The sequence below is a fragment of the Paenibacillus sp. FSL H7-0326 genome, assembly GCF_001955535.1.
GTDB lineage: Bacteria > Bacillota > Bacilli > Paenibacillales > Paenibacillaceae > Paenibacillus > Paenibacillus shunpengii.
Window position 1 is genome coordinate 39,828 of the sequence record NZ_MPVN01000011.1, and the last position, 26,683, is coordinate 66,510.

Sequence of the window (26,683 nt, forward strand, 5' to 3'; positions counted from 1 at the left end):
GAGTTTATATAATTCTTTTCTTGATTCTTTATCATGGAAAAGAAATCAGTTGAATTTCGCCATCGTCCGTTCGAAAGTATCCTTCATCGCATACTCGAGGGCGTCACAGGTTGCTTCAATCATAGATTCAACTGCTTCCTGCTCCTTCTTCGCGAACTTAGACAGAACATAATCTACAATCGCGTAGCCTGGTTCCGGTCTCGAAATACCCATACGGACACGATTAAATTGTTGTGTCCCGGTATGCTGAATAATAGACTTAATTCCGTTATGTCCACCTGCACTGCCTTGGTATCGGAGGCGGATCTTGCCCACTTCCGTATCCATATCGTCATAGACTACAATGAGATCTTCAAGGGCAACCTTATAATAATCCATGTATGCTCTAATGGATTCGCCGGAGAGATTCATATACGTCATTGGCTTAATCAATACAGCCTTCTCCCCTTGTATCATACCTTCTCCGATGAGAGCCTTGCACTTACTCTGATTAATAGTGATGCCATGGCGCTCTGCCATAGCGTCGAGGGCCATAAATCCTATGTTATGCCTCGTCTTGGCATATTCGGAACCAGGATTACCAAGTCCCACTATCCATTTCATATGAGAAGCTGCCTCCTTCATATATTATATTGCTTCCTTGCCAGCACATAAATCTTGAACAACCAATTGGACTTACACGAAGTTTCACTTTACAATAAAAACAATTGTTTAGATTCGATCAGCATAACAGCAAGAAAGGATGAACCGGTCATGCGCCATGATATTGAACGTTTAACGCAGCCGTACCAATTTCAACACCATTTGGAACAGGCCATACCGGTGCAAGTGTATGACCACGGCAACCATGTCGAGATCGGATGCATTACCACTTATGATGAGCCCTTTGTAGAAATTAACGGTGCTCTGTTTAACCGATCTTATCATCAATTCATTTCAAGGCCCGGATATTAAATAACCGGGATACGCCGACAGGGGTTACATTGTCGTCCTAGACGACAACGTAACCCCTTTTTCTTATTTCATGCAGATCTTTATTCGATTTCAAACAATTTACTAATCGACAATTCCTCGTGAACCCGAATGATGGCTTCGCCAAGCAATGGAGCGACGGATAGAACATTCAGCTTCTTCGTTGGATTCGGCTGTGTAATCGGAATGGTATCCGTTACAACAACTTCCTTCAGCGGAGAATTCTCCAAACGCTCCATCGCAGGGCCTGACAATACAGGATGTGTACAGCAAGCGTACACTTCTTTGGCTCCGCCTTCCATAAGTGCATTGGCGCCCAGCACAATTGTACCCGCAGTATCGATAATGTCATCAATCAAGATTGCTGTCTTGCCTTCAATATTACCGATAATATTCATAACTTCACTGACATTAGGCTCCGGTCTGCGCTTGTCGATAATCGCAAGTGGAGCATTCAGGAAATCCGCCAGTTTGCGTGCGCGTACAACGCCGCCATGGTCTGGAGATACGACAACAGGATTCTCAATTTGCTTGGAACGGAAATACTGTGCCAAGATCGGAACCGCCAGCATGTGGTCTACCGGAATATCGAAGAAGCCCTGAATCTGCATGGCATGCAGGTCCATCCCGATGACGCGTGTTGCTCCTGCTTTTTCAATCAGGTTAGCTACAAGCTTAGCGGTAATCGGATCTCTTGAGCGTGCCTTCCGATCTTGTCTTGCATATCCGTAGTAAGGAATAACGACATTGATCGTTTTGGCAGATGCACGTTTCAATGCATCAATCATAACCAGCATCTCCATGAGGTTGTCGTTTACTGGGGCACAAGTCGATTGAACAATGTAAACATGACTGCCACGTACACTTTCAGACAGCTTCACTTGAATTTCACCGTCGCTAAAACTTGTGGTATGGGATTCGCCCATAGGAATACCAATGTAATCAGCAATTTGGTGTGCAAGCTTCGGGTTCGAGTTACAAGTAAATATTTTTAATTTGGAATCAAAATAAGTCATAAAATAAAAAACCTCCGTGCTGGTTCATTGGAATCTATTTTTAGATCTGCTTGTGTCTAAAACGTCGGCGCTGCTTCATCGAGAAATGCAGCAAATATTAGGATTTAGCGTTATTCTTCTTGGCTATCGCACGTCCGCGAATCTTCTCTGCATAGCCTGGCTTATTCTCTTGACGCGATCTTGCAATAGCAAGGTCATTCTCCGGAACAGCATGCGTAATGGTCGAGCCTGCAACAACATAAGCGCCTTTACCTACTTTGACAGGCGCAATTAAATTCACGTTACTGCCGACAAAGGCATCATCTTCAATTTCTGTGACAGCCTTATTATATCCATCGTAGTTCACAGTTATCGCGCCGCAGCCGATATTCACATTCTTACCGACTTTTGCATCACCTACATAGCTCAAGTGAGACACCTTCGATCCGTTGTCAATGGTTGCGTTTTTGATCTCAACAAAATCGCCGACCTTCACTTGTTCTCCCAGCTTGGCACCTGGACGCAGATACGCGAATGGCCCTACCGATGTTTCATTGCCCACTTCAGCATCGACTAATACGGACTGTTTCACGGTAACGTTATCGCCGATGACACTGTTCTCAATATCTGTATTCGGACCAATGATGGATTGCTCTCCAATCTTGGTGTTGCCTTTAAGCATCGTTCCAGGGTACAAGACCGTGTCTGCGCCAATCTCAACATCGGCACCGATATAGGTGGAAGAAGGATCAATAATCGTTACCCCATTAAGCATATGCTTGCGTGCAAGACGTTCGCGCATAAATCCTTCCGCCTCAGATAGAGCTACACGATCGTTTACACCAATCGATTCTGCTGCATCATAGGTCATGAAGGCTTCAACCGTTTCGCCTGCTTCACGGAAAATACCGACAACATCAGTCAGGTAATATTCTTGCTGTGCATTGTTGTTCGTCACTTTATCCAGAGCTTCAAACAATTTGGCATTGTCGAAGCAATAGGTACCTGTATTTATCTCTTGAACCGCATTCTCTACATCGTTGCAGTCCTTCTGCTCAACGATCTTCGTTACAGATCCATCCTCGCCCCGAATGACACGGCCATAACCAGCCGGGTTGTCCATATGAGCGGTCAGAACGGTAGCTGCAGCACCGCGGCTTTCATGCAGCTGCATCAAGCCTTCGAGTGTTTCACTTGTAACGAGCGGGGTGTCGCCGCAAATGACAATCGTGGTTCCTTCCTCAGAACCTAGCAAATCCTTAGCCTGTTTAACGGCATGTCCCGTGCCAAGCTGCTGCTCTTGTAATACGTATTCTGCGGAAGCTCCCAAGTAAGATTGTACAGCTTCTGCTCCATGTCCTACCACGACAACGTTACGAGTAACGCCTGCACGTTTTACGGTGTCCAGAACGTGGCCGACCATCGGTTTGCCGCATACCGGATGCAACACCTTATACAATTTGGACTTCATTCGTTTGCCCTGCCCAGCGGCAAGTACAATAGCCATTTTCTTCAACATCCCGACCTCCTGCGCTGAAATTTGTAATGTTATCCATTCTGCTGTTACAGAACGAAAAGGATCCCATTCCTCGTTCACTTTGAAAGGAATAACGGTCTAGTCAACATTAAATTGGGCACAAGCAAGTACCCCATAATCCATATTATGGGAGAGAACAAGTCTGTGCTCCAATATTGCTCATTAATGAATATACTTCATTCTTGAAAAAAAGAAAAGAGAGCCATAAAATGACCCTCTTTTCTTTCGAACCCCAATAATGTTCTTAAGCGCCTTCTTCAATAACCTCTTCCTCAGTTGCAGCGCGTTCGTATTCAGCTAAAACAGCGGCTTGAATCTTCTCGCGTGTACCGGAAGAAATCGGATGGGCGATGTCACGGAATTCTCCATCGGGAGTCCGTTTACTCGGCATAGCAACAAACATTCCGTTGTTACCATCAATAACGCGAATGTCATGAACGACGAACTCGTTATCGATTGTAATCGAAGCTATAGCCTTCATTCTCCCCTCAGAGTTGACACGGCGGAGTCTGACATCTGTAATCTGCATGTGTGTTCACCACCTTTTTCCATCGGAACTTGGTGTATAATTCCACACAGCATACAGAAACTCCTTCTTTTTATTTCCATAAAAATGTCCTAATTTAAGGAATTTTTTGAGTTTTGGTGCAATTCAAGAGCTATTCGACAAAACTTGCGAAAGATCGATAAAAATCCTTCTGTGTCACAGGTGTTCATGTCACTCGCTTCGGTTAAAATAATTGCCTGGTGCCACTGAGATTTGTTTCGTCTTGGGATCCACTGCTGTCAGTGTTGCCAGCGAAACATAATCATGCAGCAAACGCTCTTCTGAATCAATTTCGCCCGACTCAACAAGTACGCCGACTCCAGCCACTTCCGCATTAAACTCCTTCAACAAATCAATCATCCCTTGCACCGTTCCTCCAGCCTTCATAAAATCATCGACGATGAGCACGCGAGACTTCTCTGGAAGAGCTCTTCTGGATAGGGACATCGTATGCAGGCTCTTATGAGAGCCGGATACATAATTGATACTCACAGCTGAGCCTTCTGTCACTTGATGATCTCGTCTAACTAGGACTACAGGAAGATTGAGCTGGGAGCCTACAGCATAGGCAAGCGGAATGCCTTTGGTCTCCACTGTCATCACGACATCAATGTCTCGGCCTGCGAATGCAGTAGCCATTATCTTGCCGATCTCGTTCGTTGTAGCCGGTTGACCCAGCAGATCAGACATATATAAATATCCGCCAGGTAAAATCCGATCAGGCTGTTCGAGTAATTCACATAAATTCTGTATGAAGGATAACGAACGTTCATAGGACATCTTGGGCATAAACTTCACCCCGCCCGCTGCGCCAGCGAGTGTCTGCAAGTCTCCCATTCCTTCATCCTCAAATACTTCCTTGATAATGGCAAGATCTTCACTAATTGAAGATTTCGCCGCACCATAACGCTCTGCAAAAGTCGTTAAGGGAATCAGTGTATGTGGTCTCGAGAGCAAATATTGTGTCATTTCCACTAAACGAGCGCTTCGCTTTAATTTCTTCACGTCGATTCCTCACGATCTATCTCCAAATCCGAATGTTTACAATTCAATATATCATTTTTGTACGTATTTGTACAACAATCAATTCGTTTTTATACTATAAATGGAAAAAATGAAGCCTATGTCAGTAATCTTACTGCATAAACTTCTTTACAGAATCCTCGAAGACCATTATAAATTCTCGGCACCTTTGATTCTTTTGATACGAGACCAAATACAGTAGGTCCGCTTCCGGACATAAGAACACCATCCGCTCCGAGCTTCAACATGGCTTCCTTCAATTGTCCTACCTCTGGATGCAGCTTCACAGTCACATCCTCTAATACATTACCTAGTTCCTTACAAACCCCTGCAAAAGACTGATTGCGAATCGCATCTTCCATTCTTTTGGCGGATGGATGCTTCTGGATCTGATCGCTGCGTACACGACCATATACCTCTGCAGTAGAGACGTTAATCGGCGGCTTTGCCAGCACGACCCAGCATTGCGGCGGATTCGGAAGCTGATGCAGCTGTTCTCCTCTTCCTGTAGCTAGTGCGGTACCTCCGGTAATACAAAAAGGTACATCCGAGCCTAATTCTGCACCCAGGAGCCTCAGCTCTTCATCTGATATACCGAGACCCCACAGCTTATTCAAGCCCCGCAGGGTTGCCGCAGCATCACTGCTGCCGCCTGCAAGACCGGCAGCAACGGGTATCTTCTTATCGAGATGAATGTACACACCTTTCTTAACGTCATATCTCTCCTTCACCAGCTTGGCAGCCTGGAAGGCCAGGTTCTTCTCATCCAGGGGGATATATCCCGCCTGGCTTGATATCATAATCGTATCCCGCTTGATTTCAGACATTTCAATCCGATCGGCAAGATCAACCATGGTCATAATCATTTCTACTTCATGATAACCATCGCTTCTTTTATGTAATACATCCAACATCAAATTAATTTTCGCAGGAGCTTTTTCATAAATTTTCAAGGCGACTCACCCACCCTCAGCTATTCCCTCAAGACAACTTAACATATTATATCAAAAGCAGACTGTCAAGTCATATTCTTCCCTTCACAAATAAGGCTGTTAGAATACGAATATATAAAAAGCCCCCTGCTGTATCCCAGGGGACCCTCCTAATTATCCTTGATTCTTACGTGCTGCCTGCTCTGCAAGCTGTATAGCCCTCTTCACCATATTGCCTGCATCCTTGGCTTTGATTCCGCCCCAGCCTTCTTGCTGAACAGTATCATAAAAGCCCAGGTCCTTGGCCAGCTCATACTTGAGCTCTTCTGACATTACACTGCGTCTTCTGCGGCTCATCAGATTTCCTCCTTATATTAGGGGACTCATAATTTCATGTTTCGAACGTTAGTATGTGTCTGGCAGGCATAAAGTATGCGCATCTGCTTAAAGCGTAGACATAGTTTTTCCCTTTATTTTACTTATTCACTTACCAAATTCATTCTATACTTGAGCTCTTCCTTCTCCCAATCGATTAATTCCCATGGAACTTCCTTTACGCCAGGCAGCTCTAATTTCCAATTCATATCATCGACTGTTTTATCGGTTGTAACCCGCTTCAGGGTCACTTCCTCTGGCAGCTCTGACATCCCTCTCATAATGAACTTGAAATCGGACAATTCCTTCGTGTCCATATTCATGGCTCCTCTATATTCAACCTGATACTCCTTCCCATTCTTATCAGTCATTACCCACTTATCTTTAGCAAAGTTGTTCTTGAGCTCAGCCGACAGACTAAGTATGCCTACCTTTTCATCTTCTCCTCCGGGGTCATCCGACACGGTCATGCTGGTAAATGTGAACTGATCTCCTTGATCTTTAAACACCGCCGGCTTGGACAGGAGAGCTCTCGGTCTAAAGGTTATTTCTCCCTTGGTAGAAGCAAGCTGAGAGTATCCTTTGAAATGAAATACGAATGGCTTGTCAACCATGTCCTGTTCTGCATTAAAGTAGAGGCTCCAATGGAGTTCCTTGTCGTCTCTATAACGAATCGTCATTCGGTTATCATCATCGTTAAAGTAAACATATCTCTCATAGTTGTCTCCAGCTGTCCCATTGGCTAGGTCAAAATATAGGAGCGTCTCCTCATCCCCAGAATAAAGCGGATTCTCCTCACTTACATCGGCACTCGCTTGCTCCGTCACAAAATCTATCCTGTATCCATTCGGGGTACGAGTGAGCTGCTCTGCTCTCACCTTTGTCCCATCAGGCATTTGATAAGATTCATGAAGTTCAGTAATGACAGCTTGCTGCATCGCTTTCCTCATATCGATATTAAACTCAAAGCTCCAGTCTCCTTCGAGAAAGATCGGCTCGCCATTTGCATCTGAGGCCTGCAGCTTGTTAAGTGTGCTGGTGATCTGTATGGTGTCCGAAATATTGCTCGTGTCCAGCGGGATCCTAACGAATTTATATTCGTTCATTCCCCTGCTCTTGTTGTTATCCACGATGCCAATATCCTTTCCTTCCGAGTTCGTTACCCTAAAGTAATCCTCCATATTCATTTCCCATCCGAGATGAGGCGAATACTCCATGTCTCCATCCTTCGTAATTTCCATGGCAATTACTATTTGGGTCGCATCAGCCAGCACTTCTTCTACACTCACTGTAACTCCATTGCTCTCTGCCTTAATCTTTGGATATTGCGCTAGTTCACCGTACTTTTTAAAGATGCCATACCCTATTAGCTCCATAGGCGTCGCCCAAGGCTCAATCTGCTCTTGAATACCCAGCTGCTGCTGAACAAAAGGCTGCTGCAGAGCGTAATAGGAGCTCCCCCCCAAAACGATAACTACGGCTGCAGCAGATATCCACCTTTTTATGTTTCTTTGTCTTAATAAGGTCATCCTCTTCTCCTCATTAGGGTCAATGGGTTCGATCTCAACGTCTTCTAATGCATTCATTATATGGGTTGTGAAGTCTTCGCTTACGCGAGCTGAATACAGCCTGCTGTTCCATTCCTGATGTTCATGCAGGATCGACTCATATAATGTGCTGCAATGCTCGCAGCGGCTAAGATGTTCTTTGTCTGTTAGCGTTAATCCGCGAATCACCTTATCTTCCATTTGATGAGGCTTCAAGCAGCTCATAATCCCTCACCTCCTCAGTCAGTGCCTTTTTCATCCGTTTCTTCGCCCGGTGGAGCCTGTTTCGCACTTGATGTGAGCTGAGCCCTGTAATGTTGGCTATTTCCTCATAACTCAGCTCGTTCGTATACCTCAGCAGAATGACTAAGCGTTCCTCATCTTTAAGCACCTGCAGAAGGGCATGCACTTCAGAGATCATTTCACTGCGGAGCATCACGTTCTCCGGAGTATTTAACGCTTCTTTATGAGCTATGTATTCCTGAGGCAGCCAGTTCTTCTGTCTCCGACGTGCATCAATTGCTTGATTAACTGCAATCTTATACAGCCAAGCACTAAAGCTGCTATCCAATCTGTGGCTTGCCAGCTTGCGGTAAGCTCTAATAAAGGTCTCCTGGACAAGATCCTCTGCGTCCTCCCTTGGAATCCCCATTCCTTGTATAAAGCAAAATATTCGATGCTTGTAGCGGTTTACGATCACGCTGTATAGCTGCTTATTTCCATTAAGGATATCTGCGATGATTTGCTGTTCTTCTATGCTGTGTGTGTCCTCCATAACGCCCTCCTTAAGCCGTGCTTATCCCTCGCCCTTAATAAGACGGTGCTGGCAGCTAATCCTCTCACTTGGACAATAAAAAAAACGGCCTCGTCCTTAATGGACGAGAGCCGCCTTGAGAAATCAAGCTTACACTTCGTTGTACGATATTTCGCTGACCACTTGCTCAGGATCATATACTGAAACCTGTACTGCTTCAGTCAATATATCGGCGTAACTGTAAGACACCCGTTTAAACGTTTGCTGTTCTTGATCTAGCTTCACAATAAAAACAGAAGGGTACGTTTCTTCCAATACACCAGTACGCTCAATTGTCTTACGGCGTCCACCGTTTGCACGAAGTAGAATCTTCTGGCCAACATGAGCGTCGAGACTGCGTTTGATATCCAATAGCGAATTTTTAGCCATGGCTAACGACCACCTCTTTCCTTGTCCATTATACAAGGGGTTTCATAGTTTGTCAAATCATCAATTATATCAGCATCAAAAATGTGTTGTCAACGAATATTTTAGCAACGTTATTGCTTTAATTCGCCACCATATTTTTTGGATCGAATTCGCTACCCTTCTCTTGGTAAATAGCTCATTTCACCCTTGTTATATGAAGCAAAAAAAGACCCCTTTAAATTAAGGAGTCCTTGTGACACAAATATTTCTTCTATAAGCTTCAGATCGCCGCTGGTGTGACCTTAAGAGTGGACAAATCCTGAAGGGGAGGTAAGCCTATCCGATAGCTCCCTCTGGACTCAAGCCCGCCGACACCGTCACTGCCGCTAATCGTGTGATGGATAATATCATTAATGTTAATAGTATCCTTCACGGAGGTGAACGCCGCCTTCGCTGCCACATATACAGGATCAAGTGCATGTATTAATACCCGGCTGGGGCTGCTGGCAAAATTCGCACCTGCACGGATCAGTGCTTCAAAATGAGACTGACACGCACCTGCAACGATCGTCAGCGCATCCAAATGCCATTCATATTGTCTGGCTACCTGAACGGCTGTAATGAAGTTGGATGAATTCTTATAATGATTGATGTTATACAGATCATAGGGCTGTCTGCCCTTTAGTACTCCGTCATGCCCCGTAATAACGACTATATCAGGACGTGAGCGCGGCAGGAGCCGATATAGTGTATCTGCCATGGAAGCTTCATGTACATAATGGCCTTCTGCGGGTACACGCAGTCTTTCATACAATGCCATGCTTTTCTTAAGATAATTAGGATCTCCATCCAGATGGAGCACCTTGCCAGGCATTTCAAAAAAAGAAGGAGACTCTGTTTGTGTGTTCTTGCTCCACTCATCAACTAACCCCGCCTGGTTACGCTGTGCTTGCTCCAGACGATGCTTCTGCAATAGCGAGTAAGATTCGTTTGCTTTAATATGTGCCAGCCGGGTCTTGTTCGTCTCTGGCTCATACGGCACTCTGATCAGATCATTCAGCGGAGAATCCGCAAGGAGCCTGAATTCGGTTCCTTTAATGACTGCTTTATCCTTCTCGAGGCCCTCCACTCGGAACGTGACATCTCCTCCATACGATTTCCGAACGACCAAGTCTCCTATATTCATCAACGTTATCACCTCTAACCCTATGTTATGGGCGAGGCAGGGCTTTGGTTCATCTCTTTTTTCGTAATTTGCGGAGTACAAGGCTCTTCAGCGTCTTAACCTTTAATCCCTGCTTCCAGCAAGACATCGCTTAGACGGGCGTACTCTTCAATACTGAGTGTCTCTCCTCGTCTCGCAGGTTCAATCTCAGCTGCCTCCAGCAGGGGCTCCAGCTGATCTCTGTTTTCTTTGGTAAAGAAACGGCTCTTCAGATTATTCGCGATGGTCTTCCGTCTTTGTGCAAATGAAGCATGAATCACTTCGAAGAAAAACTTCTCGTCCTTCACTTCAACCGGAGGCTTCTCTCTTACCTTTAACTTAATAACAGCAGATTCAACATTAGGCTGGGGAATAAAAACCGTATGAGGAACGATACATACCAGCTCAGGCTCGCTGTAATATTGCACCGCGATGCTGAGCGTCCCATAATCCTTCGTTCCTGGGGAAGCAGCCATTCGTTCTGCAACTTCCTTCTGAATCATGACAACGATGCTGTCGAGCGGGAGCTTCTCCTCCAGCAGTCTCATCAAGATCGGTGTCGTTACATAGTAAGGCAAATTAGCAACGACGCTGACCTTATCCATGCCCGCGAAATTTTTTGCAAATAATTCAGGAAGATCTGTTTTAAGAACGTCTCCATGATGTACATATATATTAGAGTAAGGTTCCAGCACTTCGGTGAGGATCGGTATCAAGCGTTGGTCTATTTCGACCGCAGTTACCGTCCCTGCACGCTGTGCAAGCTTCTCTGTTAGAGCACCGATTCCCGGTCCGATCTCAAGTGCACCTTTATGTTCATCCAGATCAGCAGCATCCACAATTTTATGGAGTATATTTTGATCGATCAGAAAATTTTGTCCCAGGCTTTTTTTGAAAGAAAAACCGTGTTTCGCTATGATCTCTTTCGTTCGTCTCGGTGTTGCAATTTCATCTATATTTTTCACGTTCTCACGATCCCTCACGTTCTATTTGCTCTAGTGCTCGTACAAATTCCTCACGGCTTATCTGAAACATCGTCAGCCGCTTATGCAGCTGCTTGCCATTACAATATCCTATGCCCAGAATGTTACCCAGCATCATACGCCGATTTGCGGCGTCCTTATGGACGATGAGTCCGGCTTCAATCAGATCTTGCCAGTCTATGAGCGGCTTAGCTCCATCATAGGTTGTATGCACCTTGGACAGTGCTGCGCGGATAGAGTCAGGAGATGCATTCTCCACACCAATATCACCTTTGCGGGTCGCATCCTGCTCCTTAATGAAGGCATGCTTCACGCCGGGAATCTTGTTCGATATTATTTTGCGAATTCGCTCGCCTGCATGATCAGGGTCCGTAAAGACGATAACACCTCTTCTTTGCTGAGCAAGCTCAATTTTCTTAAGTATACGGGCGTTTATAGCAGAACCGCCGGTTTCTATTGTATCTGCATTCACTGCACGCTTGATGGCTACGGTATCATCTCTGCCTTCAACGACAATGATTTCTTTAATCATGACCACATGACTTCCTTTCTAAACAAAAAGAGAAGAGGAAAAACTCCTCTTCTGCATGTAAGAGGCAAACGATAGACTTGCTGTCTAAACTTTCGTTCACCTTATATAGCATCACCTAATCTTGATGTTAATACTATAACATCAGGGACGCATTGTAAAATATATTTTAATTCAGTTCCGGCTTCACCGGACCGATAACGTATACTGTTTTACCTTTTTTGCGGCCAAAATTGAGTGCCTGCTCCAAGCTGTCATAATACACATCAATTTTGTTGCCTTTGATTGCGCCGCCTGTATCTTCGGCACGACGGAATCCTACGCCTTCAATGTATACCCACCATCCGAGAGGGATCACATCAGGGTCAACTGCAATGGTACGCCCTTCCTGTACACGCGTGCCGGAAGCCGTCTTCGTACCAATGCCCTCTTGTTCTGAGGAATAGGCCGTCATAGATACATTGCTTAGCACTTTTTTGGCCTTGAATGTAACTCCGTCCTTCGTGACAGAATCGCTGTCACTTGAAGCAGATACCTTCTTCACTTTATCAGCCAGATTTGCTGACGATTTTGAAGAGGATGCATTAGAAGCTTTAGAAGCAGTTGCAGTTGCAGTTGCAGCTTCAGCTTCACTTGCAGAGGCAACCACGGTTTCCTGAACTGGCTCAGGCTTCTTCTTCGTTCCTACGGCAATGACTTTGTCGACACGGTTGGTCTGTACCTTCTTGCCGGTCATTTTCTTGGACACCAATTCGCCGTCCTGGAAGGTCTTCTCGATCGTCTGGACAATTACACCTTCCTTGCCGCTCTGAATGACCCGGTTATCGCCCTTGTACAAGCTTGGGTCAGCCGTCTTGATCACCTTGAACGGAATCGAAGCTTCTTGTGACGCTGTTTGCTTAGTCACCCGGACTACTCGAATATTAAGATCTGCCTTCACCGCAGTGTCAGCAGCAGGATATACTTTATCATCTTCTGATACTTCGATGCTATGAGCAGCAAGTGCTTCCTTAACGGTATCCTGTGTTGTATAAACTTGCTCTGTCTCACCGTCTGCCGTTACGTTAATCGCTACGGCCCGGTTAATTGTTACTCGATCCCCATCTTCAATCTCATCACTCAAAGACATCGATACTTCGTCATGTGGACTGACTGCGATTGAATGCTCATCCAGCACTTCACTAAGCATTCCTTCACGTGTTTCCAAGGTTTGAACCTTGCCGTCCACGACAATTGAGATTTCTTTGCCTCCCTGACCATACACAATGAGTGAGATCATGACTAACAGTGCGATTGAGAAGATTGCGACTAGTGTGATCTGACGCAGATTCTCATGCTTCCATCGCAACGCGAAAGACTTGCTGGATGATGGTGACTCATGGGTCTCCTCTAGTTGGAAATTTCCCACTTCCTCCGTCCTCCTTCATAGTCCCGCCGTCAAGAGTATTGCATGATTGTATTTGACGCGACTATACCGATTTGTCTACAAAACCGGAGAAACTCCCGTCCGATTCTGCATCATGTGCCACTCTTCGCAGCATGATGTCACCTCCTGTTAACCAACAGTATGACGACAATGTAACTTTTATTCTCCTAAAACAAAGAAGCCAAAAAAGAGTTTAAGAGGAACTCTTTCGTGGCTCCGATAAGTTCAAATGAGAATATCGGAAACATCATGCACGAGTTTTGCCTCTTCAATACGCTTACGGAGTTAGCTGTCGGGTTCGGGCGTAAGAGTCGCCCCCGCTCAGATCCAGGCTGCTCATGGCAGCTGTCCTTTACGTTCACCCCAAGACTCAAGTGTTGAAATCAAATACAGTGGTCAGAGCAAGAGAGACAACTCTCTTAATTCCATCTTCTGACTAGCAGCAGACCACTATATCGGTTCCCCCGTTCTTTGTTAAATTACAAAAGATTCAGCGAGAATGACTCATGAAGTGAATTCAAAGTGGTAAATCAACTGAATGTAAAATGGACTTTACCAACAATCAACAATTCACTGAAACGATGATATCCTGTTTCGATACATGTTGTAAAGCAGTATTCAACTATGTTTTTCTAAATAATTGGTTAAAAATTTGTAATAATCAGCGAAAAAGTCTTACAAAAAGTTTAATCGCTCCGTTTTACTCCCTTTTTCACCTGTTTTTCTCTCTATTTTAACGAATGTCAAATCGTTCCAGTGCATTTGCGGTCGTAATCCTTGCCAATTCCTCCACAGAAATGCCCTTCAGCTCCGCTGCCATTTCTGCTACCAAGGCCACATGAGCTGACTCATTTCTCTTGCCGCGGAATGGATGTGGAGTCAGGTATGGTGAATCCGTTTCGATCAAAAGCCGGTCAAGCGGTACCTTTGCAAGCACCTCTTTGGGCTGCTTCGCGTTCTTGAACGTGATCGGTCCTCCGAAGGAGATATGAAAGCCCATATCCAGCGCCATTTTTGCAGTTTCCCAGCTGCCTGAGAAAGAATGCATCACTCCGCCTACTTCTTGTGCCCTCTCTTCCCGCAGAATTCGAATAATGTCTTCATGCGCATCCCGGTTATGAATAACAATCGGCATAGCGATCTCTCTAGCCAGTCCAATTTGTTTGCGCAGCACCTCATGCTGAATCTCTTTAGGAGACGTATCCCAATGATAATCCAGACCAATTTCACCGATCGCAACGACCTTCTCATGTTTACATAATGATGCAATCCATTCCAAATCTCCATCCTTCATCGTAATGGCATCGACAGGATGCCAGCCTACTGCCGCATAGATAAAATCATAGGTTTCGGCAAGTTTCATCGTAGTCGGAATTGTTTCCCGATTAAATCCTATATTAATCATTCGGGTAACCCCCTTTTCGACAGCGCGCTGAATCACTTCCTCGCGGTCAGCGTCGAACTCGGGTGCATCCAAATGTGTATGTGTGTCGAATAACATCGTATATTTTTCTCCTTTCAAGGACTGTATCTTGTCTCACATTATTTAAACATACCGGCAATTTCCGGAGGCAGCTTGGGTAGTGCATTCATCAGCTTCTCCTGCGGGAAGTACAGATGATAATTCCCTTTTTGCATGCCGCTAATAGAGCGGACAATCTCGGATACCTCGGATATATCTCTTTGTCTTTCCTGCTTGTCTAGAATGATGATCTGTCTCTTGCTCCCCGCAATATCAGGTCGGAACACATCATACGGCAGATCGGTAGGAAAATCAATTTCAAGGTCATAGGCTGGATTCAAGCCTGCCTTGAGAAATGCTTCTTCTATTCGCTTGATATCCTTCTGCTCGATATAATCCACTTCCACATACTTATAGAGCTTACGGTCCAGGAACCGGGTACACAGCTCACTCAGAATGGGGTCCTTCTCATAAGTCCATTCATTAAAGGCAGCCTGAATCGTAGATTCATCGATACGAAGATAGTCCTTGACCGATACATCGCCTTTAATCAGATGAAGGAGGGGTCTAAGCATGAAGCTGAAGATGTACTCTTCTTCTACGAGTTCCTTGGCTCTTCTAAAGATTTGACGCAGGACAATTTCGGAGCTTCGAGTTACAGGGTGAAAATATACCTGCCAATACATCTGATATCTCGACATTAAATAATCTTCTACGGCATGCATTCCAGAATCTTTAACCACAACTCTTCCCTGGTAAGGGCGCAGCATTCGAAGTATTCGGTCAAGGTCAATGGTTCCATAATTCACTCCGGTATAATAGGCATCCCGCAGCAAGTAATCCATTCGATCGGCATCGAGCGGACTTGAAACCAGATTGACAACAATAGGCTTGTCATACGTCTTGGCAATCACAGAAGCGACCTTTTGGGCAAAATCAGGACCTACGGTACCCAGTATCCGGCCCACTTCGGTATCTCCCAGTATGATCTTACAGGTCCATTCTTCATGATCCATATCAAAAGCTTCTTCAATAGAGTGGGAAAAAGGACCATGCCCAACATCATGCAGCAGAGCTGCGCATAGAGCAACTAGCTTCTCTTCTTTAGGCCAATCGGGATATTCATTGCGTTCAAACTGCGATATGATCTTCCTTGTAATTTCATACACACCTAATGAATGGGAGAAGCGGCTGTGTTCTGCTCCATGAAAAGTCAAATATGTAGTCCCCAATTGTCGAATTCGGCGAAGACGCTGAAATTCCGGGGTGTTGATAAGCTGCCATATAATCGGATCCTGGACATGCACGTAGTTATGTACAGGGTCTTTAAATACTTTCTCTTCGCTAAGCTTTTGTTCCATTGATAATCAGCTCCTTTTCTCAACCTAAATTCTTATAGCAAAATTCAATTGTGTGCAACTAAAGTCGGATTTCGACTTTATCCAAGCTAATCACTTCATATATTCGACATTATACGACAAAGTTTGTCGAATAATGATGCAGTTTTGATTTCCAAATCGACACGCGTTATAATAATAGATAGATACTAGAAAATCATCGTTAATACCAGTACTCATTCCCTTTCTTCATACAATGTTAACTTTATTCTTTATTTTCAATGTTGACTGATTTGGGAATGGTTGGTATGATGATTAGCATAAAAGATAAAATAATGTCGAATCATGACAGTAATAAGCGATGGCGAGAGGAGTTAGTATAAAATGATGAAATCTACAGGTATTGTAAGAAAAGTTGATGAACTGGGCCGGGTTGTTATTCCTATCGAATTGCGCCGTACACTCGGTATTGGTGAAAAAGATGCTCTTGAAATCTACGTAGACGGTGAGCGCATCATGCTTAAGAAATATGAGCCTGCATGTATCTTCTGCGGCAACGCTGAGAACGTAACTTACTTCAAAGGTAAAATTGTTTGTCACGAATGTATTTCTGAAATTCCAGCACCTGTGACAAATTAAGTAAAATAGGTTATAATCAATTTTGGATAGAGAAAAGCATACCTTTAATCAGTAATCATTACGATTCCTTTAATATAGATGCTCGCTTTTCTTGAGAATATATAATTGTTATTTCTAACCTTTTTCATATCTCCTTAGGCACCTTCCTCGTCAGATCCAATCTGCCGAAGAAGGTGTTTTTTCTTTTATTCTGTCTGAGGTCTATTGTTCCTCTTTTAATAAAGCATTATATACATCCCTTTTGGATAGCTCTCGATCTGCAGCCGTGCTCTTCATCGCATCCTTGCGAGAGAGGCCTTCCTTCTCATAGTGCTCCACGTGCTCCGTAAGACTTAACTGCTGCCACCACTCCTTCTGCAGCTCTTTCTCTTCGTCCTGACTTCTTCCCTCTACAATCAAACAATACTCGCCTAGGGGCGGATGCTCCTCAAGCCACTCTATACACTCCTGTAGATTCCCTCGCACATATTCCTCGTGACGCTTGGTCAGCTCTCTTGCGAGCACCGCTCTTCGGTTTCCCCATAGCTCCAGCATGACGGTTAACGTTTTTTGTACCCGATGCGGCGACTCATAAAACAAAAGGGTGCCCTGCGATGCGCCAAAACTCTTCAGGATAGCTGTAATGTCCTTTTTCTCACGGGGAAGAAATCCAACGAAGGTGAATCGCTCGGTTCCAAGACCGGATGCAATTAGCGCAGATAGAGCAGCGTTCGCTCCTGGCACCGTCACCACGGGAATATGTGCATGAATGGCAAGACGGACCAGGTCTGAACCAGGATCTGAAATGGCCGGCATACCTGCATCGCTGACAAGGGCTAAATTTTTTCCTTCTATTATATATCGAATTAATTCAGGTCCACTGGCTTCCTTGTTATGCTCATGATAACTAAACAACATCTCAGGGCTGATCTCAAAATGAGTTAATAGCTTGCGGGTTTGTCTTGTATCTTCCGCGGCAATGATATCACATGACTTCAAGGTATTTACCGCGCGATATGTGATATCTTCCAAATTACCGATCGGCGTACCTACAAGATAAAGTGTACCCGTTCCTTCCTTCTGTTCAAAGCTCTTCTGTACTTGAATACTCATAGCTAACTCCTCTCCAGTTCCACGTCTCACCGATCCTGCTTCTATCCATCTCCAGTGGTAGTCATGGACTCGGATAGTAAATATCCATAATTTCTTTGCAGTATTCCCCATTTTCGTTATATACGATCAGCGGCGGCAGCATTCTCACATCCGGCTTGCCATCTCGTAAAGCCTCAATGAGCACCATATTCGCCTCTTTGTCGATTCGTGGATGAACCATGCGAATTCGTTTCGGCTCCAACCGATATTTACGCATTAATGTGATAATTTCACCGATTCTCTGGGGTTTGTGCACCATGGATACTTTTCCGCCTGTACGTACCAAATGCATACAAGCCTTCAGGACCTCCTCCAAAGTACAATGGATCTCATGCCTAGCGATCGCCTGATGCTCATTCAGTGTAATATCACTTCCGTTTAACGGCATATAGGGTGGATTAACAGTAATGGCATCATAGACCCCATAACCTGTAATGCCAGGCAATTCCCTCAGATCCCCTTCCCGAATCATGATCTGATCTCCAAGTCCATTCAGCATCACACTTCGTCTGGCCATATCGGCAATTCTAGGCTGAATCTCAATGCCTTCGATCGATGCCTCTGTTCTTGTGGACATCAGGAGAGGAATGACTCCATTCCCTGTGCAGAGATCCAGGACCTTTCCCCGCTTGGGAAGGCCTGCAAATCTGGCCAGCAATACAGCGTCCATAGAGAAGCTGAACACCTCATCGCTTTGAATAATACGCAAATCATGAGTTAACAGATCATCCAGTCGTTCAGATGGCTGTAACTTAACCTTGTTTATACTCATTTTGATACCTGCCTGATTCATATTAATGTGTGTACTGAATAGGCCTCGATGCATGAATCGAACCCATTCAGCTTTAATAGAAAAGCCGTAGGGTATCCCTACGGCTCATTACTTATTCAAAAATGACAGACAGAACAAACAATCGCCCTCTGTACGTAAATGCCCATAATAAACGTTACAAATATGGAAACCTTCGTAATACAATCTTGCCAAATTATCGTAACCCTCTCCAACCACCTCTTCGGTAGTCTCGGTTGCGGGCACGAATTGTACAGGATTTTTGGGAGCTGGTGCAGGTGTCTCTGTAGAGGACTCCCGCTTTAGGACCTTGCGCAACTGTTCATTTTCCAGCGTCAAACGTTGATTCTCTTCGAGCAGTTCCTTTACAATCATTTTTAACTCGCCAAGATCATTATGCATTTGTCCCATTTGTGTTTCCATTTCAAGAATGTGCGCAAAAATCGATTTTTTCTCCAAGATCCCACCCCGAAAGCAAACATAATGGTTACTTGATGACGACGTCATCCATAGAAAGCTCTTTTACTTTGTTAATCTCAAACAATTGAACATGTACCTTGCGGTTACCTGCGTGAATGCCAACGACCTTGCCCTCACCTAACGAGGTGACGACAAGCTTGCCGACGGCTGGCAGCTCTTCCTTAACACTCTCATAGTTATCATGCTCAAATTTCAAGCAGCACATAAGTCTGCCGCAAAGTCCGGATATTTTGGTTGGATTCAGGGACAGGCTCTGATCCTTGGCCATCTTAATGGATACCGGTTCGAAATCACCCAGCCAGGAGGAACAGCAGAGTATCCGCCCACATGGGCCGATCCCTCCAAGCATCTTCGCTTCATCACGTACGCCAATTTGGCGAAGCTCAATCCGTGTCCGAAAAATGCTGGCCAAATCTTTAACTAACTCTCTAAAATCGACACGTCCTTCAGCCGTAAAATAAAATATAATTTTATTTCGGTCAAATGTGAATTCCACATCGACAAGCTTCATCTTAAGTCCGTGCTCTTTGATTTTATTTAAACAGGTGCCAAATGCGTCTTTTGCAGCAAGCTTGTTCTCTTCCACCACTTTGGCGTCCGAGTCACCTGCAATACGAATTACCTTCTTGAGAGGTAATACAACGTCAGATTCACCAACGACTTTCTTTCCTATAACGACTTTGCCGTACTCAATCCCTCTCGCTGTCTCTACGATGACGCTAGAATCTTTTTCAATAGGAAGATCGAGGGGATCAAAGTAATAAATTTTGCCCGCTTTCTTAAAACGGACACCGACTACATTATACAAAAAAATTAACCCCCTTGTATGCCAATAAACCTCTATCGAAGCCTGAAGACAGGGCCGCAATCGAGAAGCGTATCATGTTAGGACTGTGCTAGGGCATAGAATGAACGTCCCTGAGATATCGTCGCCTAATACTTGCGTGCTCCACCTCAAGAGGCTAGTCCAATTAGTAATTGTTCTACACATAGCTGACCATTCACATTATACCGAAGCTTCTTTCTGCATTCTGCAGCCAAGTCCATATAGGACACCCATTGTTCGGTTGTACGAGTCATAGCAATGGTAGAGAGTGTATTGAGTTGATCTATAAAAATAACGTTCTCCTGCTTACCGTAAATAATATAAAGCATGTCCTTGAACCATAAATGAAAGAGTTCAAACATCAGTTCAAGATGTTCAGAAAGCCCTGTCTTGAACAGCTTCTGCTGGGCAGAAATCAGCGCTATATCGCCTCTGGACAGAGATTCTTTCCCTAATTGTAACACTACATTTCTAATTTCTGCAAACCAATTCTGGTCAAGCAAATTCTTGCAAGACTCAAGGCCGGCGCTTAAAAATGAAGCTGTTCGAACGAGTGCGGGCGCGTAACCTTCCTTCTGCAGCATCTCCTGAACCAGCTCAGGATTCAATGCCTTAAAGGGGATCTCCTGCGTTCGAGATAAAATCGTAGGAAGCATAGCTCCCTTGTTGCTCGTGATCAGTATTCCTACTGCCGGCACCTGCGGCTCCTCAAGGAACTTCAGCATGCTGTTGGCAGCTTGAACTGTCATTTTATCCGCCTGATCAATAATATAAATCTTAGGATTATTTTTTTCAGACCGATAAGCAAAGATTTTTTGCAAATCGCGAATCTGATCTATTTTGAGGCTTGCGCCCTCAGGCTCTACATAATGGAGGTCTGGATGATTCCCATGCTTAACCTTCCGACACTCCAGACATTCACCGCATGCATCGTCTGCATTTTGAGTGCAAAAAATAGATTGGGCGAATGCTGTTGCCATCTGACGTTGTCCGCTGCCTAATGGACCGCTAAATAAATAAGCATGACTGATCGCGTTCTTGCGGAGTCCGCCCTGCAGCATTTGTTTAGCTGTATCTTGCCCCAAAATTTCACGAAATGACATGAGTTCCTCCCCTATAAAAAAAGCTGCTGCGGTCTAGAACTTCACCTGTTAGTCAGCATGAGATATTATATATCATTTAGAAGAGAAGAACCAAAGAGATCATCCATCGTTAACCCTGCCCGGAATCCATTCCAATAGATTCCTCTTAATGAATCCTCAGAAGAAGGGAATCCCTTAGTTCAATCCTCTAATCTTCATTATACCATGACACGCAACCATTTTAATTTTAGTATTCACAAAAAAAACATTTTCCATTTCTGCATTTTGTATATCCAAAAACTACACAGTCGTATACAACATACTTGCATCTATCTATTTCTGCAGCCAAAAAAATCAATCGGCTTATCTGCCGCCGGCTCTTATCTACAAAAAAAACAAGCGATCGAAATCACTTGTCTTTGGATACGTCATAAGCTATGAGATTTTAAAAGCTCAAGTTAATCAGCATTCCCCGAATCTCGCCGATTTTTTGCAGAAGCTCTATCTTCCCCTGCTCACTCTGAAGCAGCTCCTCCGCCATAGCAACCAGAGCGGCATCCACTTCATCAAGCAGTAAGTACTTCTTCCCGCGTCCGCGGCGGTCCCAGCCTTTGGTCTGCTTCGTCGCTATGCCTCTTCTTACCGTGTCATCTAAGAAACGCTTGACCAGCTGCTTATAGGCCTTGAGCTCCCGTATGGTCATGGATCTCGCTAACCGATCACCTTGCAGCTGAATCTCATTCAACCGCCGAGTCAGCTCTGCCTGAGAAGCTCGTTCACCCTGTTGCTGCATCATATCGGCAAAACCTTTATTTTGCACAGGCTTGTTATTATTCTCATTTGAATTGATGCCGCTCTGAAGTGGTCTGAATCCTGGATTGATTTTCACAAGATATCCCTGCTTTCTGTTGCCAAAAGAGTGCTCTTAAAAATGTTCAAATCGATCAACCGGCAGAACGAACACCGTCGCTCCTCCTACCTGAACCTCTACAGGAAGCGGTAAATAGGAATCGGTCGTTCCGCTCATTGGAGTAACCGGAGTAACGAGCTGCTCTCTTACCTTACAGCTGCTGCGGATCACGTTCATCACGGATTCAACCTGGCTGTCATCCACCCCGATCATGAATGTGGTATTCCCTGCTTTCAAAAATCCACCTGTGCTCGCCAGCTTCGTCGCACGGAAGTTTGCTTTGACCAGTGCACTAGATAAACGATTACTGTCTTTATCCTGAATAATCGCAACAATAAGTTTCATCTTGAAACGCCTCCTCTAAATAATCTCATGCCCAGCACTTATGTTCCCAACCGCCTTCAACCAAGCATCCACCGTTAGAATAAATCATAAGTCACTACTCTATTCCAGAGTAAGTCACCCTTGCCCGAAGGCAGCGTAACCTTCAAAGATATGATGAATCTTCTCCCGCCTATAGGAGTTCGACGAATAATGAGGAATAAAACTTAGTCCTTAAGAATCTTAAGTTGCAGTGATAGCCCATACTAAAATCCTAAAGTTTGATTCAAAGCGTACCTGAGAGATGTACAGTACTCCTTAAATACTTAATAATTAGACATATACCCTTAAATATCCTCTATTACACACCTTAGCTTCGTAATTAAGCTACAAAAAACCTCTTCTTGCGACAAGGAAGCATCAATAATCTGGATTCGATTCGGCTCTTGCTTAGCTAGAATCAAATATCCCTCTCTCACCTTGTCATGGAACGATAGGTTCTCCATATCAAGCCGATTCACTTCACGCCCTTGATTGGCAGCAATCCGAGCTAATCCTTGTTCTGGACTAATATCAAAATAAAGTGTCAGATCAGGTGATAAGTGATCTGTAGCAAATTCATTAATGGAGCGGACCTCTTCCATACCAAGCCCTCTGGCATATCCTTGATAAGCCAGACTGCTGTCGACAAAGCGGTCAGACAAGACCATTACTCCATTTTGAAGTGCGGGAATGACTTTCTCCGCAAGATGTTGTCTGCGAGCAGCTGCATAGAGCAGTGCTTCAGTGCGAGCATCCATCGTTGTATGCTCCGGATTTAATATAATGGAGCGGATTTTTTCTGCTATATCAATTCCACCGGGCTCGCGTGTCATCAAGTAAGGAATTTTTTTGTCTTCTAGATGCGCAGACAGCTTCTTAATCATGGTTGTTTTACCGGAGCCGTCTCCACCTTCAAATGTAATCAATTTTCCCATCGGCAATGTGTATCTCTCCTAAACTACGTTTTCAACTTGATCTATTTGAAATATTCAGCGTTCTCTAGCGTTTTTCTTGTGTAACGAGCAGCTGATTTAAACTTGCATCCCGCGTCCCTTGGCATTTGGCCCCAGCATTTCGAAGTGCAATTAAACGCTCTTGCATTGCCTCACTAATCAGCTCTCCTGGATACAGGATCGGAATACCTGGCGGATAAGGAATCACCATCTCAGCAGCTCTGCGACCAGCACATTTACTAAGTTCAACAGATTCGATATCTTCTTCTGTTCTTGTACGCATATCAAAAGGGATCGGACAGGAATAGACATCAGAATGCAAAATGTTCCACGTGGAAACAGGACTGTTGTTTGCTTCTGTGCTGTCTTTATTTCTGGGCTCCTTTTCTAACGATATATGCATGAGTGCACCTAAAAGGTGCATGGCATCCTCTTCTGTAGAGCCCAGGCTAAACAGGAGGACGACGTAACGGTCGTCGCTCATCTCCGGCATGCAGCCGTGAGCTTCAAGCTCTCGCTGCAGCTCGTAACCGCTCAGGTTCCCTGACTTGTCATATATGACAAGTTTAAATGGGTCCTGAGCGGTATATCCTGCGGCCGCAGTTGCCGATGGCTGCAGGATACCGTAGCGCGGCATCGACTGTATGCCGCGTCTAGCTGTTTCCACGGCAGCGAGCCCAGCCGTGAAAGCCTCTGCGCCGTGCACATGCAGATGCCGGCGCGCCAAGTCAAGCGAAGCCATGAGCGGGTACGAAGGGCTGGAGCTCTGGATCATGGACAAGCGCTGCTTCAGCAGTGTCCGATTGATCCGCTCTCCCTGTACATGCAGCATGGCTCCCATCGTCATCGCCGACAGCATTTTATGTGTGGATTGAACCACACCATCTGCTCCAGCCGACAACGCGGATGCCGGGATATCCGGGTGCATTCCATAATGTGCCCCATGTGCTTCATCCACAAGAAGCGGAACATGGAATTGGTGGCATATTGCTGCAATGGATTCGATAGAGAAGCCCATTCCATAATAATTCGGCATCGTAATCAATACTGCCTTTGCTTGCGGATAGGCTTCAAGGGAGGCCGTAACCGTCTCGACTGAAGGAGCTGTAGCTAACCCGGAATGATGATCCATCTCCGGTAACATAAAGACGGCTTGAGCTCCGGCCAGCATTAACCCATGTAATACCGACTTATGAACGTTCCGCTGAACAAGTATAAGATCACCAGGTTCTGTACATACCGTAAGAAGTAAGGCGATATTTCCTGAAGTGCTGCCTCCGACGAGCCAGTAGCTCTCTTCAGCACCAAAACAATCTGCCGCCAGATGCTGTGCCTCTAAAATGACACCCTCAGGATGATGTAAATCGTCTGTTCCTGTTATTTCAGTCACATCAATACTCATGACGTCTTGCATGAATCGACTGTATGCATCTGAGTATACTTGTCCATTTTTATGACCTGGAACATGATAGGTTCGTTGTTGAGATGACTTGTATTTCAAAAGTGCTTCATATAAAGGTGCTCTATGCTTATCAAGCTGGTTTCCCATAGATCATATAACCTTTCCGTCATTATCCTTCTTCCATTGTAAAACATTTTAAAGGTATATCATATCAAACTTACTCTGAACCCATCCATTAAATTAGAAAAAATAAAAAGGCCTTACTCAGACCTTTAAAAATAAGTTCATAATTATGACTTGTCTATTATACATTATTTTGATGCAGCCAAATCTGCTTTAACTGATGAATAAAAAATGGATACTTGGCATCCTGCGCGTCAGTGTGTACCATCTCCGTCTCACAATCGGTGCAAATAAACTCAGAAACTATAAAAATGCCTTCCTTCTTACGCTGCTCACAAACAATGCACGTATGTTCCATTTGTTGTGTTTCCATACGATCCCACCTTCAATTCTTTTGCTATCAGTATGGTACAGTTTCTACTATTTTAAACCTTTTCATAGTGAAACTCTACTTTATTTCCATAACCTATGCTATTCAACCTAATACGTGTAGGTGTCTGTACCCAATTATTTGTAACATTTAAATTTTTCCAAACAGCAATCCGATATATATTATATAAATTCGGTCTTTTGATTGCTGTGTAGCTCATATCAAGAGCCGTTCTCTGCTATAAATAGGAGGTTATGAATGGAATGTCCGCGGTAATCGGAGATCAGGCTACTTACTATCAATATCGTCTTATCCGCAAAATCAATATATCCAGGCCAGCTTTACTTAGTTACTTAAGCTTAACGTTCATTATGCTGCTCGCCAGCCTCATTTTTTTTACTTGGTCTGGTCTTTTGTATTTCATTTTGTCCTGCGTAACCATGGTATGGATTCATTATTTAGTCTCACGTTCTATTCTTCTTCTTAGTAATCGGCAGCTTCATCGGTGGCACTGGTCCTGGAGAGCTCCCTGGATAGGACTAATTCCTTCCCAGCATATTGCTTATCCTCTTTTTAGCCGTATTCATTTACATATGACCTGGATTGGTCTTATCTTTGTCTTTGTTTTTATCGTCGCTTCCCCTCCCTCTTTTGCGATGAGCTTGTTTTTTTGGCATGTATGGCTGATGGCACCGCGTCTAACGTGCCTCCTATGGCTATTCAGACAAAGAAAAGACGGCTATTTAAAAATATCCCATCAAGAAGTGGCCTACTATATTCAATAAAATAGAGCGCATACGGCTCATTCTATACATATAAAAAAGACCTTCACTCTCGTGAAGGTCTAATTACTGTCTACGGTCTTAGGTTTAATAATGGAGGGGTCCTGTGTGGGTACCAATACCGTAAGATAACCATTATGCAAGGATAAATGAACACGGGTGCTATCTTTTACGAAAATGCGAGGAGCAGAGTCCGTGTTGCTCGTATCCTCGGCTGCCGTATCTTCTTTCCAGCCCCACTCTATAATTTCATTAATATATTCTTGAGGTATATCTGTATTCTTCCCTATACCAGGCAGAGTGTATTGTACATAATCCATTTCCGGATTGTTCGATGCTCGATCCATTCGATTGGCTTCTTTAGGTACGGGAAAGGTATTAACATTCACTGCACCCTCGTATGAGTCCCATGATGTGCCTTGGCTGCAGGCGGTAAGGATGATAGTGAAGCAGATGATAGCATAGAGACATAGCATTCTGTAACGCAGTCGAAATTCCCCCTTTGTTGCGAAGTGACACGATCTCTATGTTAAAAGAACCCTATTCTATTATAACTTCTCATGTGTTTTAATCCGTAACAAAAATGTTACTACCTATTACATAAACGATTCATCTGTAAAAATAGACAAAATAAAAACCACCGTCGTAATCGACAGTGGTTCTTTGCTTGGCGACGTCCTACTCTCCCAGGACCCTGCGGTCCAAGTACCATCGGCGCTGGAGGGCTTAACGGTCGTGTTCGGGATGGGTACGTGTGGAACCCCTCCGCTATCGCCACCAAACATGATTTTTGCGCTGTGA

30 protein-coding genes, 1 rRNA gene and 1 riboswitch are annotated in these 26,683 nt (G+C 44.5%); of the genes, 3 read left to right on the forward strand and 28 right to left on the reverse strand.

Translation table 11 applies throughout. From position 1 onward, the window contains the following. Positions 1-45 precede the first annotated feature (45 nt). Positions 46-603 (reverse strand): aminoacyl-tRNA hydrolase, encoded by a 558-nt coding sequence (gene pth / locus BK126_RS27455; protein WP_076315651.1) that lies wholly within the window; start codon positions 601-603, stop codon positions 46-48. A 150-nt stretch (positions 604-753) separates the two neighbouring features. On the opposite strand from pth, the gene BK126_RS27460 reads away from it, so the two are divergent. Further along, positions 754-954, forward strand: coding sequence for a hypothetical protein (locus tag BK126_RS27460; RefSeq protein ID WP_047914161.1), 201 nt, complete (start codon positions 754-756; stop codon positions 952-954). Positions 955-1,034: 80 nt separating this feature from the next. On the opposite strand, the gene BK126_RS27465 is transcribed toward BK126_RS27460, so the two are convergent. From BK126_RS27465 to BK126_RS27535, 15 genes are all read right to left on the reverse strand, one after another. Beyond that, the gene (locus BK126_RS27465; RefSeq protein ID WP_076315652.1) at positions 1,035-1,988 is read right to left on the reverse strand and encodes a ribose-phosphate diphosphokinase; all 954 of its coding nucleotides are present in this window, start codon (positions 1,986-1,988) and stop codon (positions 1,035-1,037) included. A gap of 97 nt (positions 1,989-2,085) precedes the next feature. Beyond that, entirely contained in the window at positions 2,086-3,486 is a 1,401-nt protein-coding gene (glmU, locus tag BK126_RS27470; protein ID WP_076315653.1) for a bifunctional UDP-N-acetylglucosamine diphosphorylase/glucosamine-1-phosphate N-acetyltransferase GlmU, read from the reverse strand. Positions 3,487-3,748: 262 nt separating this feature from the next. Beyond that, positions 3,749-4,033 carry a septation regulator SpoVG gene (gene spoVG, locus BK126_RS27475; protein WP_047914164.1) on the reverse strand — a complete coding sequence of 95 codons (285 nt, stop codon included), beginning with the start codon at positions 4,031-4,033 and terminating at the stop codon, positions 3,749-3,751. A 189-nt stretch (positions 4,034-4,222) separates the two neighbouring features. After that, positions 4,223-5,056, reverse strand: coding sequence for a pur operon repressor (gene purR / locus BK126_RS27480; RefSeq protein WP_076315654.1), 834 nt, complete (start codon positions 5,054-5,056; stop codon positions 4,223-4,225). A 116-nt stretch (positions 5,057-5,172) separates the two neighbouring features. Continuing rightward, on the reverse strand, positions 5,173-6,027 hold the full coding sequence (gene ispE, locus BK126_RS27485) for a 4-(cytidine 5'-diphospho)-2-C-methyl-D-erythritol kinase (RefSeq protein ID WP_076315655.1): 855 nt from the start codon (positions 6,025-6,027) through the stop codon (positions 5,173-5,175). A 153-nt stretch (positions 6,028-6,180) separates the two neighbouring features. Further along, a complete protein-coding gene (locus BK126_RS27490) occupies positions 6,181-6,363 on the reverse strand; it encodes a small, acid-soluble spore protein, alpha/beta type (protein WP_076315656.1) in 183 nt (60 codons plus the stop codon). Positions 6,364-6,485: 122 nt separating this feature from the next. Beyond that, positions 6,486-8,153, reverse strand: coding sequence for a DUF4179 domain-containing protein (locus BK126_RS27495; protein WP_076315657.1), 1,668 nt, complete (start codon positions 8,151-8,153; stop codon positions 6,486-6,488). After that, positions 8,119-8,703 (reverse strand): RNA polymerase sigma factor, encoded by a 585-nt coding sequence (locus tag BK126_RS27500; RefSeq protein ID WP_076315658.1) that lies wholly within the window; start codon positions 8,701-8,703, stop codon positions 8,119-8,121. The genes BK126_RS27495 and BK126_RS27500 overlap by 35 nt, the downstream gene beginning before the upstream one ends. A gap of 129 nt (positions 8,704-8,832) precedes the next feature. After that, complete coding sequence (gene veg / locus BK126_RS27505; RefSeq protein ID WP_076315659.1) at positions 8,833-9,111, reverse strand: biofilm formation stimulator Veg; 279 nt, start codon at positions 9,109-9,111, stop codon at positions 8,833-8,835. A gap of 259 nt (positions 9,112-9,370) precedes the next feature. Then, entirely contained in the window at positions 9,371-10,276 is a 906-nt protein-coding gene (yabG, locus tag BK126_RS27510) for a sporulation peptidase YabG (RefSeq protein ID WP_076315660.1), read from the reverse strand. A gap of 95 nt (positions 10,277-10,371) precedes the next feature. Then, positions 10,372-11,259 (reverse strand): 16S rRNA (adenine(1518)-N(6)/adenine(1519)-N(6))-dimethyltransferase RsmA, encoded by an 888-nt coding sequence (rsmA, locus tag BK126_RS27515; RefSeq protein ID WP_076315671.1) that lies wholly within the window; start codon positions 11,257-11,259, stop codon positions 10,372-10,374. Positions 11,260-11,263: 4 nt separating this feature from the next. Further along, positions 11,264-11,809: a ribonuclease M5 gene (gene rnmV, locus BK126_RS27520; protein WP_047914170.1), complete on the reverse strand. Its 546-nt coding sequence runs from the start codon at positions 11,807-11,809 to the stop codon at positions 11,264-11,266. A 166-nt stretch (positions 11,810-11,975) separates the two neighbouring features. Then, the gene (locus BK126_RS27525) at positions 11,976-13,214 is read right to left on the reverse strand and encodes a ubiquitin-like domain-containing protein (RefSeq protein ID WP_076315661.1); all 1,239 of its coding nucleotides are present in this window, start codon (positions 13,212-13,214) and stop codon (positions 11,976-11,978) included. 277 nt (positions 13,215-13,491) lie between these two features. After that, positions 13,492-13,738: riboswitch (cyclic di-AMP (ydaO/yuaA leader) on the reverse strand. A 227-nt stretch (positions 13,739-13,965) separates the two neighbouring features. Then, positions 13,966-14,733 (reverse strand): TatD family hydrolase, encoded by a 768-nt coding sequence (locus tag BK126_RS27530; protein ID WP_076315662.1) that lies wholly within the window; start codon positions 14,731-14,733, stop codon positions 13,966-13,968. A 41-nt stretch (positions 14,734-14,774) separates the two neighbouring features. Then, a complete protein-coding gene (locus BK126_RS27535; RefSeq protein WP_076315663.1) occupies positions 14,775-16,055 on the reverse strand; it encodes an HD domain-containing protein in 1,281 nt (426 codons plus the stop codon). A 360-nt stretch (positions 16,056-16,415) separates the two neighbouring features. Here BK126_RS27535 and BK126_RS27540 point away from each other — a divergent pair, with 360 nt between their 5' ends. After that, positions 16,416-16,670: an AbrB/MazE/SpoVT family DNA-binding domain-containing protein gene (locus tag BK126_RS27540; RefSeq protein WP_047914173.1), complete on the forward strand. Its 255-nt coding sequence runs from the start codon at positions 16,416-16,418 to the stop codon at positions 16,668-16,670. A 201-nt stretch (positions 16,671-16,871) separates the two neighbouring features. Here BK126_RS27540 and rsmI read toward each other — a convergent pair whose 3' ends face one another. The 10 genes from rsmI to BK126_RS27590 all read right to left on the reverse strand — a co-directional run bounded on the left by rsmI (position 16,872) and on the right by BK126_RS27590 (position 25,103). Beyond that, positions 16,872-17,762 carry a 16S rRNA (cytidine(1402)-2'-O)-methyltransferase gene (rsmI, locus tag BK126_RS27545; protein WP_076315664.1) on the reverse strand — a complete coding sequence of 297 codons (891 nt, stop codon included), beginning with the start codon at positions 17,760-17,762 and terminating at the stop codon, positions 16,872-16,874. Positions 17,763-17,823: 61 nt separating this feature from the next. Further along, positions 17,824-18,573, reverse strand: coding sequence for a tRNA1(Val) (adenine(37)-N6)-methyltransferase (locus BK126_RS27550; protein ID WP_076315672.1), 750 nt, complete (start codon positions 18,571-18,573; stop codon positions 17,824-17,826). 108 nt (positions 18,574-18,681) lie between these two features. Next, positions 18,682-19,050 (reverse strand): DNA replication initiation control protein YabA, encoded by a 369-nt coding sequence (yabA, locus tag BK126_RS27555; protein WP_076315665.1) that lies wholly within the window; start codon positions 19,048-19,050, stop codon positions 18,682-18,684. Positions 19,051-19,078: 28 nt separating this feature from the next. Beyond that, positions 19,079-19,879 carry a PSP1 domain-containing protein gene (locus tag BK126_RS27560; RefSeq protein ID WP_047914176.1) on the reverse strand — a complete coding sequence of 267 codons (801 nt, stop codon included), beginning with the start codon at positions 19,877-19,879 and terminating at the stop codon, positions 19,079-19,081. Positions 19,880-20,025: 146 nt separating this feature from the next. Next, a complete protein-coding gene (gene holB / locus BK126_RS27565; protein WP_076315666.1) occupies positions 20,026-21,000 on the reverse strand; it encodes a DNA polymerase III subunit delta' in 975 nt (324 codons plus the stop codon). Between the two features lie 424 nt (positions 21,001-21,424). After that, positions 21,425-21,868, reverse strand: coding sequence for a YaaR family protein (locus BK126_RS27570; protein ID WP_076315667.1), 444 nt, complete (start codon positions 21,866-21,868; stop codon positions 21,425-21,427). Positions 21,869-21,904: 36 nt separating this feature from the next. After that, positions 21,905-22,234, reverse strand: a complete 330-nt coding sequence (locus tag BK126_RS27575; RefSeq protein WP_047914178.1) for a cyclic-di-AMP receptor — start codon at positions 22,232-22,234, stop codon at positions 21,905-21,907. Positions 22,235-22,557: 323 nt separating this feature from the next. Continuing rightward, complete coding sequence (gene tmk / locus BK126_RS27580) at positions 22,558-23,187, reverse strand: dTMP kinase (RefSeq protein ID WP_076315673.1); 630 nt, start codon at positions 23,185-23,187, stop codon at positions 22,558-22,560. 64 nt (positions 23,188-23,251) lie between these two features. Further along, positions 23,252-24,754, reverse strand: a complete 1,503-nt coding sequence (locus BK126_RS27585) for an aminotransferase class I/II-fold pyridoxal phosphate-dependent enzyme (RefSeq protein WP_076315668.1) — start codon at positions 24,752-24,754, stop codon at positions 23,252-23,254. A 157-nt stretch (positions 24,755-24,911) separates the two neighbouring features. Further along, positions 24,912-25,103, reverse strand: a complete 192-nt coding sequence (locus BK126_RS27590) for a sigma factor G inhibitor Gin (protein ID WP_047914181.1) — start codon at positions 25,101-25,103, stop codon at positions 24,912-24,914. A gap of 260 nt (positions 25,104-25,363) precedes the next feature. Between BK126_RS27590 and BK126_RS27595 the strand changes: the two genes are divergently transcribed. After that, the gene (locus BK126_RS27595; protein WP_076315669.1) at positions 25,364-25,885 is read left to right on the forward strand and encodes a hypothetical protein; all 522 of its coding nucleotides are present in this window, start codon (positions 25,364-25,366) and stop codon (positions 25,883-25,885) included. A 59-nt stretch (positions 25,886-25,944) separates the two neighbouring features. On the opposite strand, the gene BK126_RS27600 is transcribed toward BK126_RS27595, so the two are convergent. Both BK126_RS27600 and rrf read right to left on the reverse strand, forming a co-directional pair. Then, positions 25,945-26,271: a hypothetical protein gene (locus BK126_RS27600; RefSeq protein ID WP_143757813.1), complete on the reverse strand. Its 327-nt coding sequence runs from the start codon at positions 26,269-26,271 to the stop codon at positions 25,945-25,947. 276 nt (positions 26,272-26,547) lie between these two features. After that, positions 26,548-26,664, reverse strand: a 5S ribosomal RNA gene (rrf, locus tag BK126_RS27605). Between the last annotated feature and the right edge of the window lie 19 nt (positions 26,665-26,683).